This window comes from Myceligenerans indicum (assembly GCF_016742955.1).
In the GTDB taxonomy this organism is placed as follows: Bacteria; Actinomycetota; Actinomycetes; order Actinomycetales; family Cellulomonadaceae; genus Myceligenerans; species Myceligenerans indicum.
Window position 1 is genome coordinate 65,283 of sequence record NZ_JABBYC010000016.1, and the last position, 9,237, is coordinate 74,519.

The following is a 9,237-nucleotide window of genomic DNA, read 5'->3' on the forward strand; positions in this document are numbered from 1 at the left end:
GTTCGGGGGCTCGTGGTCGTCGGGTGGTGGACGGCGCACGCGCCTGGAGGGCTCGGGACGGCGCGACGGCGGAGGCCGACGCCGGCGCGGGCCTTCTAGGTCCGGCTGATCCCGAGGGCGACCAGGTCGGGGGAGGGCGGGGCGTGTCGCAGCGAGGCCGGGAGCGGGATCCGCGCCCACCGCAGACGGAGCGGCCGCCGGCTGCCGGCCCGCCGGGAGGCGAGGCCCGCCGCGAGGGGCACTGCGGCGAGCAGCAGGGTGCAGATCAGCAGCACGCCGCAGTCCCCGGCGCAGTCGCCCGGCGACACGTGTGCGTGGTGCGTGGGCGTGTCCGGTTCGGGCGTCGACGCTCCGCCGAGCGCTCCGGACGGGCCTCCGGTCTCGGCGGCGTGCGCGCATCCCGTGGCGTGATGACCACCTGATGCCGTGGCGTGATGGCCCGCGAACATCAGTACGAGCAGCGTGGCCAGCAGCGCGGCGGCCGGTGCCACGGCAGGCGGCCACCGCGGTGCGGCGCGCGGGCGCGTCGGGGCCGGGCTCATGACCGGCCATCGTACGCGTCGCGCGGTGCTGCGAGACCGTGCGTCCGGGCGTCGTCCCGCCAGGTTCGTCCAGAGTTCACGGCGTCGTCGTGAGGTGGTCGGGCCATCGGTCGCCGCCCCGGCCTACTGCACGAGCTGGCGGCGCGCCTCGCTCAGGAGCGCGTCGGCGACCGCGTCGAGCGTCGTGGACCGCAGGCGCCACTGCTGCAGGTACAGGCGGACGTCCACCGACGGCGCCTGCGGGTCGAGGAGCACGACGTCGTCCCCGGACAGGACCGGCCCGGACCGCAGGTCCTGCACCATGCCCCAACCCAGGCCGAGGCGGACCGCACGCAGGTACTCGGGCTGGCTGGGCACATAGGTGCGCGGGGGAGCGGGCACGGCGCAGCCCGTCCGGGCCGCGTACTCGCGCAGCCACTGGTCCTGCAGGTCGTCGTGCCGGTCGAACACGAGCATCGGTGCCGCCGAGAGCGCGTCGGCCGTGACACCGCCGGGGAACCAGCGCCGCACGACGTCCGTCGACGCCATCGCCCGGTACGGCATCACCCCGAGCGCCCGCGACGTGCAGCCCTGGACGGGTTCGGCCTGGGCGGTGATCGCGGCCATGACGAGTCCCTGCGGCAGCAGGTCGACGGTGCGTTCCTGGTCCTCGCGGTGGATGTCCAGCACCACGCCCGGTACGCGGGCCAGTGCGGGCAGTGCCCAGCTGGCCAGGGAGTCGGCGTTGACGGCGATGGGCACGCTGATGGGACGTGGTGCCGTGCCGGCGTGCTCCTGCTCCCCGCGATCCGGTTCCAGCCCCGACGCGTGCAGCTCCGCCGCCGCTTCCGCGGCGAGCAGGTCCGTCTGCCGGGCCAGGCGCAGCAGCGTGCGGCCCGGGGCGGTCGGCGTCACGGGCCGCGTGCGGCGCACGAGAATCCCGCCGGCGACGTTCTCCAGCGCGCGAATGCGCTGGCTGATCGCCGACGGCGTCACGTGCAGCGCCCGCGCGGCGCCCTCGAACGAGCCCTCGCCGACGACGGCGGCGAGCGCCTCGAGCTGTGCGGAGTCCCAACGCATGGCGCCGATCCTAGTCGGGGATAAGCGTTGCTTCATCGAGGACAGAAACTTTTGCTGGACTTCATCACCCCGTCGGGTTCTCCTGGGTCCATGACCGCTGCCCTGCTCGCCGGACTCGCCTTCGGCCTCTCCCTCATCGTCGCCGTCGGCCCGCAGAACGCGTACGTCCTGCGCCAGGGTGCGCGTCGCGAGCACGTCGGACTGGTGGTGCTGCTGTGCGCCCTGTCGGACACGGTGCTCGTCACCGCCGGCGTCGCCGGAATGGGTCACGCGATCCAGGCCGTTCCATGGCTGGTCGTGCTCATGCGATGGCTCGGGGCGGCCGTCGTCCTCGGCTACGGCGTCCTGGCGGCGGTCCGCGCGGTGCGCGGGTCCGGAGCGCTGCCGGTACCCGAGGCGCCCGTCGGCCCCGTGCGGGACGGGGCCGACGGGCCGGAGGCCGTCGCGGCGGGTGCGCCCACCGGTGTCGCCCTGCGGGCGGCGGCCGGCCGGGTCACGGTCGCCGGTACGACGCTGGCCCTGACCTGGCTGAACCCTCACGTCTACCTCGACACCCTGGTCCTCATGGGTGGTGTGGGCTCCACGTACGACGACCTGCGATGGTGGTTCGCCCTCGGCGCGATCTGCGCGAGCTGGGCGTGGTTCGCCGCGATCGGGTTCGGCGCGGCCCGCCTCTCCGGCCTCCTGGCCCGCCCGGCCGCCTGGCGCGTGCTCGACGGCGTGATCGCCCTCGTCATGCTCATGGTCGCCGCGGGCCTGGTGCTGGGCGGGTAGCGGTCCGGTGTCGCACCAGCCCGGCGACGGCCGGGCCCGCAGCCGGCCGGGCCCGCGGCCGACCGGGCCCGGTGACGGCCGCGACGACGAGGGCACACAGATCGTCGTCGGAGAGCGGTCCACACGGATGGCACCATCAGGGGTGCCGTCGGGCAGACTATGTACCGCGGACCGAACCGGCCGCATCTCCCTGAGGCAAGGAGCAAGAAGTGACCGACGTGCTCGACGAGCTGCACTGGCGGGGCCTGGTATCGCATGTTACGGACGAGGCCGCGTTGAACACTGCGCTGTCGGAGGGCCCGGTCGCCTATTACGTCGGCTTCGATCCGACGGCGCCGAGCCTGCACATCGGCAACCTCGTGCAGATCCTCACCGCGCGCCGCCTGCAGGACGCCGGGCACAAGCCGTACCTCCTCGTCGGCGGGGCCACCGGCCTGATCGGTGACCCGCGCGACTCCGGGGAACGCACCCTCAACTCGCCCGACGTCGTCGCCGGCTGGGTGGACCGGATCCGCTCGCAGATCGAGCCGTTCCTCGAGTTCTCCGGCGAGAACGCCGCGACCATGGTGAACAACCTGGACTGGACCGCGCAGATGAGCGCGATCGAGTTCCTGCGCGACATCGGCAAGCACTTCCGGATGGGCACCATGCTCTCCAAGGAGATCGTCGCCCGACGGCTCAACTCCGAGGAGGGCATCAGCTACACGGAGTTCAGCTACCAGGTGCTGCAGGGCATGGACTTCCGGGAGCTGCACAACCGGCACGGCGTCGCGTTGCAGCTGGGCGGCAGCGATCAGTGGGGCAATCTGCTGGCCGGGGTCGAGCTGATCCGCAAGTCGGAGGGCGTGGCGGTGCATGCTCTGACGACACCGCTGATCACGAAGGCGGACGGTACGAAGTTCGGCAAGTCCGAGGGCGGCTCCGTCTGGCTCGACCCTGAGATGACCAGCCCGTACGCCTTCTACCAGTTCTGGCTCAACCAGGCCGACGCGGACGTCGTGAACTACCTGAAGGTGTTCACGTTCCGCAGCCGGGAGGAGATCGAGGCCCTCCAGGGTGAGGTCGCCGAGCGGCCGTTCCGGCGTGAGGCGCAGAAGGCGCTGGCGGGCGACGTCACCACCCTGGTGCACGGCGCCGCAGCGACCGAGGCGGTGATCGCGGCGAGTGCCGCCCTGTTCGGGCGGGGAGAACTCGGCGAACTGGACGAGCGCACGCTCGCGGGCGCGGTCGGCGAACTGCCGCGGGTCACCGCCAAGGCGGGGGACCTCGTCGTCGACCTGCTGGTCGGTGCGGACCTGGTGAAGTCCAAGGGTGACGCGCGACGTGCCATCAAGGAGGGCGGTGCCTACGTGAACAACGTCAAGGTGACCGCCGAGGACCAGGCGCTCGCGGCCGAGGACCTGCTGCACGGCAGCTACGCCGTCCTGCGCCGCGGCAAGAAGACGCTGGCGGTCGCCGCCGCGGAGTGAGGCCATCCGCAGGATCGGCGACGAGGACGGGCCGGGCTCCGGAACGGAGTCCGGCCCGCCCTCGCGGCGACGGTGAGAGGCAACGGGGTGGGAGTATTGCGTGTCGTCGGCAGGATGCTCGTGAGCGCGATCGCGATGGTTGCGCTCGTGCTGCTCGTGGTGATCACCCAGATCGTGCTGCCGGTTCTTCTGCTGCCCGTCACCCTGGTGTTGTTCTGGCTTGCTCGCCGGCGTGCGCGTCCGTTGCTGCCCGTGTGCCGGGTGCCTGGTGTTGCGCCGTCGTTCGAGTCCGGTACCGGCATCGGCTACGAAGCGGTCGCTCTTGCGGATCGTCCCGCGGTGCGGGCCGTCACGGATGAGAGGCCGACGACGCTCGGCGAGCCGTGGATCGGCTCCGGCACCGGGCGGACCTGCGACACCGCGTCGGACGACCTGCATGCGTTCTCGATCCATGTGGAGGTCCTGCCCGACGGCGTGCTGTCCTGGAGCGTCCACGTCGACGACGAGAGTCTTCCTGTGACCGACCATGACCAGGACGTCGAGAGGCTGGCTGCCATGCCCGGCGTGCGCGACGTCGTCCGCCACGACCACGACGACGTCGGGTGGATCACCGACGATCCCCGCCCGGCCGACGAGATGCTCGCTGACGTCCTGCGCGCGGTGACGTCGCAGAGCGGCCGCGGCTGACCCCGAAGGCCGGGCGGTGGCGGGTCACGCGGCGGCGGGTCGGGCCGCGGCCGCTCAGGGCGTGCCCTGGGTGGTGTGGCTCAGGCCGCGGTGATGGTGCCGGCGAGGTTCGCGAGCTCCGCGAGTGCCTCGTGCTGCAGGTCCAACAGGTCGCGCGTCTCGCCGGGGGCGATCCATCGCGCGAAGGCCGTGGAGAACACCGAGACGACGACGTCGCCGGCGAGGTGGGCCGGCAGGTCGGGGATCCCGCGTATGACCAGGGCGTCGGTCACCGCCTGGGCGAGGACGGCGAGCTTGAGTTGTTCACGCTCCCGCAGCGGGGCATGCGCGGAGATGATCGCGTACCTCGCGCGGGCGTGCTCGCGCCCGCGAGCCTCCTGCAGTGCTCGGCTCGCGGCGTCGAGCGCTCGCGCGGAGAGTTCCATCGCGGGCGTGCCGGGTGGGGCGTCGGTGATCGCATCGACGAAGCCTGACTGGAACTCCTGCTGCCCGGCGAAGAGCACCTCGCGCTTGTCCCCGTAGTGCCGGAAGAAGGTGCGCTCGGTCACGCCGGCACGTTCGGCGATCTCGGCCACCGTGGTCGCGTCGTAGCCGTTCTCCGTGAACAGTTCGATCGCCGCCTGCTGCAGCCGCCCGGTCGATCCCGGTCTCCAACGAGCCATGCGTCGCATCGTAGTGGCACAGACGGTTGATGACAGTTTCTGACATCAGTGCTAGCGTCAGTGATGTCAGTAACTGACTTCACTGCATTCACCCCCCAGGAAGGGAGCACCACCGTGCGCGTCTTCGTCACCGGAGCATCAGGATTCATCGGCCGTGCCGTCGTCGCCGAACTCGTCGAGGCGGGCCACGAGGTCGTCGGGCTCGCCCGCTCCACCTCCTCGGCCGCCGTCGTGCGCGAGCTCGGAGCCCGCGTCCGCCACGGCGACCTCGACGACCTGGACGGCCTGCGTGCCGGGGCCACCGAGGCGGACGGCGTGATCCACCTCGCGAACAAGCACGACTGGACCGACCTCGCCGCCTCCAACCGCGCCGAGCGCGCCGCCGTTCACACGCTGGCAGAGGCGCTGGCGGGCTCCGGTCGGCCCCTCGTGCTGGCGGCCGGCGTCGCCGGCCTCGGGGTCGGCCGGACCGTCACCGAGCGGGACCGGAACCCCGCCGTGGGCCCCGACTCGCCCCGCGGCGGAGCCGAGAACCTCGCCCTCGAGTACGTCGGCCGCGGTGTGCGTGTCAGCAGCGCGCGGTTCGCTCCCACCGTCCACGGCGAGGGTGACCACGGCTTCGTCGCCGTCGCGGCCGAGGCCTTCCGTCGCCGGGGCAGCGCCGCCTACCCCGCGGACGGCGCCAACCGCTGGCCCGCCGTGCACCGGTCCGATGCCGCCCGGCTCGTTCGCCTCGGCCTGGAGGACGCCCCGGCCGGAACCCTGCTCCACGCCGTCGCGGAGCAGGGAGTGCCCGTGCGGGACATCGTCGAGGCGCTGGCGGAGCGGCTCGGCCTTCCGGCGGAGTCGGTGTCGCCCGAGGAACTGGCGGAAGCCATCCCGTTCGTCGGCGGCTTCCTCAGCGCCGACGTGCCCACGTCGAGCGAGCTCACGCGCGACCTGCTCGACTGGAAGCCGGAGGGTCCGACGCTCCTGGAGGACATCGCCGCAGGGCACTACGACCGCACATGAGCCCGGGGGCGACAGCCTAATGCGCCAGTTCTTGCCCGACTTCGGGCAAGAACTGGCGCATTCGCTCGTCGGATGTCAGAGTCTCGCCATGGAACCGACACCCGAGCTCGTGGGCCACCTCGTGGCTACCACCGGGCTGACCCCGGCCGAGGCCCGGCGGGTGGTCGGCGACGTCGTCGCGTACTACGCGGAACCGGTCCAGGAGGTCGTACGACGCCGGCACGCCGAACTGAAGACACGCGGGATGAGGAATCCCGAGATCTTCGCCTGCCTCGCCGGTGAGCTGTCGCAGCGGGTCGTGGCGGCGCCGGAGCTGAGCGAGCGCCAGCTGCGCCGGATGATCTACGGCTGAGCCGGAGGCGGACCGAGGGTCCGTCCGTGAGACTGGGAACGGCCGTGTCTTCCCCGAGAAGTGAGGAGCAGGACCATGTGTGGAATCGTCGGTTACGTCGGCGGGCAGCAGGCGGCACCGATGCTCACCGAGGGGCTCGCGCGCCTCGAGCATCGCGGCTACGACTCTGCGGGGATCGCCGTCATCGGCTCCGGGCTGCGCGTGGTCAAGCGCGCCGGACGCGTCAAGGACCTTCTCGAGGCCATGCCGAAGAGGATCTCCGGCCGTACCGGGATCGGGCACACGCGATGGGCCACCCACGGACCGGCGTCGGACGTGAACGCGCATCCGCACACCGACGCGAGCGGAAAGGTCGCGGTGGTGCACAACGGGATCCTGGACAACGCCGCGACGCTGCGCCGGCGCCTCGAGGACGCCGGCGTGGAGCTGGTCAGCGACACCGACACCGAGGTGATCGCCCATCTGGTCGGTCGGTCCGGGGCGGAGACGCTCGAGGGCAAGGTCGTGGACATGCTGGCGGCGGTCGAGGGCACCTACGGCCTCGCCGTCGTGCACGCGGACTTCCCTGACCGCATCGTGGTGGCACGCAACGGGAGCCCGTTGCTGATCGGCGTCGGCGAGAAGGAGATGTTCGTCGCCTCGGACCTGGCGGCGCTCGTGCGGCACACGACCACCGTGGCGCACCTGGACGACGGCGAGCTGGCGACGATCACGGCATCCGGCTTCACGACGTTCCGGGGGGACCTCTCGCGCACCGAGACGGCGGCGCACCTGGTCGACGTCGACCCCAGCGCCTACGAGTACGGCGCGACGGGAGCAGAGCCGCGGATGTACACCGAGATGCTGGAGCAGCCTGCCAGCGTCGAGCGGACGCTGCGGGGGCGGCTGGACGAGCGCTTCGGCACCGCGCACCTCGGCGGGCTCAGGATGGATGCGCGCGAGCTCCGTGCGGTGCAGCGGGTCAAGATCCTGGGGTGCGGGTCGGCCTACTACGCGGGCCAGATGGGCGCGCAGCTGATCGAGGAGCTGGCCCGGGTACCCGCCGACGCGGAGGCGGCGAGCGAGTTCCGGTACCGCGACGCGGTCATCGACCCGGACACTCTTTACGTGGCGGTGAGCCAGTCCGGCGAGACGGCCGACACGCTGCTCGCCGTCGAGGAGATCCGTCGCAAGGGCGGCCGCGCGGTGGGCCTGGTGAACGTGGTGGGGTCCGCGATCGCGCGCGCGTGCGACGGCGGGATCTACCTGCACGCCGGACCGGAGACCGCGGTCGCCTCGACGAAGGCCGTGACGACGATGTTCGTCGGCTTCGCGCTGCTGGCGCTGCAACTCGGGCGCGTACGCGACCTGTCCGTGGCGGACGGCAAACGGCTCGTCGCGGGACTTCAGCAGCTACCGGGACAGATCGAGAAGGTGCTCGCCGACGAGGACAGGTTGGCCCGCGTCGCCGCCACGTTGTCGCAGGCACAGAGCATGTTCTTCGTGGGCCGCGTGCGGGGCTACCCCGTGGCGCGGGAGGGGGCCCAGAAGCTCAAGGAGATCAGCTACCGGCACGCGGAGGCGTACCAGATGTCCGAGCTGAAGCACGGCCCGCTCGCACTGATCTCGCCCGAGGTGCCCACGGTGGCGATCGTTCCGGACGACGAGCTCACCGACCGCAACGTCGCCGCGCTCCACGAGATCGCGGCCCGGGGCGGCCCGCTCGTGGTGGTGACCCACGAGGACGTGGACCTGGGAGAGCTCTCGGCGGAGCGGATCGACGTGCCGCGCAACGAGAAGGAGCTGGACCCGCTGCTGCTGACGATCCCGCTCCAGCTGGTGGCCTATCACGCCGCGATGAACCTCGGGCACGACATCGACCGGCCGCGCAACCTCGCCAAGTCCGTGACGGTCGAGTGAGGACACGGATGAGTGTCCGGCACCCTGCCCGGGGAACACCGGGCGGGGCCGGCCGGCCGCGAGTCGGCAGGCCGGCCGAGGGCGGCTCCGGCCTGCCGTGAACCGGTGAGGTACAGGCCGCAGGTCCGTGCCCCGCGGGCGCGTGCCGAGGTGTGAGCCGGAACATGACGGCCGAAGTTGTGCATCGGTGCGTCGTGTGTGTAATGTTCACGTCGTTCGCCCGGCAGGGAGGCACGGACAGGAACCGCGGAGAACGCGGGCTGGCCGGTCCCGGGGCGGGAACTCACTCAAGATCTACCAGGTGCCTCGTGCGCCTTGGAAGACTGTGGGGCCCATCGATCTGACGCTGTGACAGCAGTCCGAACAGGACGGTTGCGATCGGCACCGCAGACTGGTAGGTTATGGAAGTTGTCCCGGGAGGCACGGACGACGACGCGCAGCGCGCGGCGGTCGGCCGGTTCCGGAGATGACAATCCCATTTCAGATATGACAGAACATTGTTCTGTGCTGCCTGAATCGGGTTCCAGAATGAACGGTAGTTCCGAACAGATTTTCCTGAACCAGAAGGAACAGGGCGATTTGGAAGGGCAGCCGGGAATCTGGTAAGTTTTACGAGTCGCCCTGAGCGGGTCAGGCCGGAAGGTTTGGTTCGGATGTGTGCGTCGGTTGTTTGAGAACTCAACAGTGTGCTTGATAGTCAATGCCAAATTTTGTCCCTCGTTGTGGGGGATGTTTTGGATCGGATCGAGCAGTTCAGCTTGGTCTGGCCAGTATCAGTAAAA

The 9,237-nt window shown here is 71.1% G+C and carries 9 protein-coding genes; 6 read left to right on the top strand and 3 right to left on the bottom strand.

Annotated elements, in window-relative coordinates:
• Positions 1-95 precede the first annotated feature (95 nt).
• Positions 96-542, bottom strand: a complete 447-nt coding sequence (locus HGK34_RS11115; RefSeq protein ID WP_201847154.1) for a hypothetical protein — start codon at positions 540-542, stop codon at positions 96-98.
• 123 nt (positions 543-665) lie between these two features.
• The gene (locus HGK34_RS11120) at positions 666-1,601 is read right to left on the bottom strand and encodes a LysR family transcriptional regulator ArgP (protein ID WP_201847156.1); all 936 of its coding nucleotides are present in this window, start codon (positions 1,599-1,601) and stop codon (positions 666-668) included.
• A gap of 90 nt (positions 1,602-1,691) precedes the next feature.
• On the opposite strand from HGK34_RS11120, the gene HGK34_RS11125 reads away from it, so the two are divergent.
• The 3 genes from HGK34_RS11125 (at position 1,692) to HGK34_RS11135 (ending at position 4,531) form a co-directional block, all read left to right on the top strand.
• Entirely contained in the window at positions 1,692-2,375 is a 684-nt protein-coding gene (locus HGK34_RS11125; protein WP_201847158.1) for a LysE/ArgO family amino acid transporter, read from the top strand.
• Positions 2,376-2,584: 209 nt separating this feature from the next.
• A complete protein-coding gene (tyrS, locus tag HGK34_RS11130) occupies positions 2,585-3,844 on the top strand; it encodes a tyrosine--tRNA ligase (protein WP_201847159.1) in 1,260 nt (419 codons plus the stop codon).
• A gap of 120 nt (positions 3,845-3,964) precedes the next feature.
• Positions 3,965-4,531, top strand: a complete 567-nt coding sequence (locus HGK34_RS11135) for a hypothetical protein (protein WP_201847161.1) — start codon at positions 3,965-3,967, stop codon at positions 4,529-4,531.
• A gap of 80 nt (positions 4,532-4,611) precedes the next feature.
• Here the strand turns inward: HGK34_RS11135 and HGK34_RS11140 are convergent, their stop codons facing one another.
• The gene (locus HGK34_RS11140; protein ID WP_201847163.1) at positions 4,612-5,193 is read right to left on the bottom strand and encodes a TetR/AcrR family transcriptional regulator; all 582 of its coding nucleotides are present in this window, start codon (positions 5,191-5,193) and stop codon (positions 4,612-4,614) included.
• Positions 5,194-5,256: 63 nt separating this feature from the next.
• Here HGK34_RS11140 and HGK34_RS11145 point away from each other — a divergent pair, with 63 nt between their 5' ends.
• From HGK34_RS11145 to glmS, 3 genes are all read left to right on the top strand, one after another.
• A complete protein-coding gene (locus HGK34_RS11145) occupies positions 5,257-6,204 on the top strand; it encodes an SDR family oxidoreductase (protein WP_207193376.1) in 948 nt (315 codons plus the stop codon).
• 88 nt (positions 6,205-6,292) lie between these two features.
• Entirely contained in the window at positions 6,293-6,556 is a 264-nt protein-coding gene (locus HGK34_RS11150) for a hypothetical protein (protein WP_201847165.1), read from the top strand.
• Positions 6,557-6,631: 75 nt separating this feature from the next.
• The gene (gene glmS / locus HGK34_RS11155; RefSeq protein ID WP_201847168.1) at positions 6,632-8,455 is read left to right on the top strand and encodes a glutamine--fructose-6-phosphate transaminase (isomerizing); all 1,824 of its coding nucleotides are present in this window, start codon (positions 6,632-6,634) and stop codon (positions 8,453-8,455) included.
• Positions 8,456-9,237 lie beyond the last annotated feature (782 nt).

Excerpts from the sequence above, each read along its gene's own strand:
- HGK34_RS11115 (WP_201847154.1), bottom strand. The coding sequence starts at position 542 with ATGAGCCCGGCCCCGACGCGCCCGCGCGCCGCACCGCGGTGGCCGCCT.
- HGK34_RS11120 (WP_201847156.1), bottom strand. The coding sequence starts at position 1,601 with ATGCGTTGGGACTCCGCACAGCTCGAGGCGCTCGCCGCCGTCGTCGGC.
- HGK34_RS11125 (WP_201847158.1), top strand. The coding sequence starts at position 1,692 with ATGACCGCTGCCCTGCTCGCCGGACTCGCCTTCGGCCTCTCCCTCATC.
- HGK34_RS11140 (WP_201847163.1), bottom strand. The coding sequence starts at position 5,193 with ATGGCTCGTTGGAGACCGGGATCGACCGGGCGGCTGCAGCAGGCGGCG.
- HGK34_RS11145 (WP_207193376.1), top strand. The coding sequence starts at position 5,257 with ATGTCAGTAACTGACTTCACTGCATTCACCCCCCAGGAAGGGAGCACC.
- HGK34_RS11150 (WP_201847165.1), top strand. The coding sequence starts at position 6,293 with ATGGAACCGACACCCGAGCTCGTGGGCCACCTCGTGGCTACCACCGGG.
- glmS (WP_201847168.1), top strand. The coding sequence starts at position 6,632 with ATGTGTGGAATCGTCGGTTACGTCGGCGGGCAGCAGGCGGCACCGATG.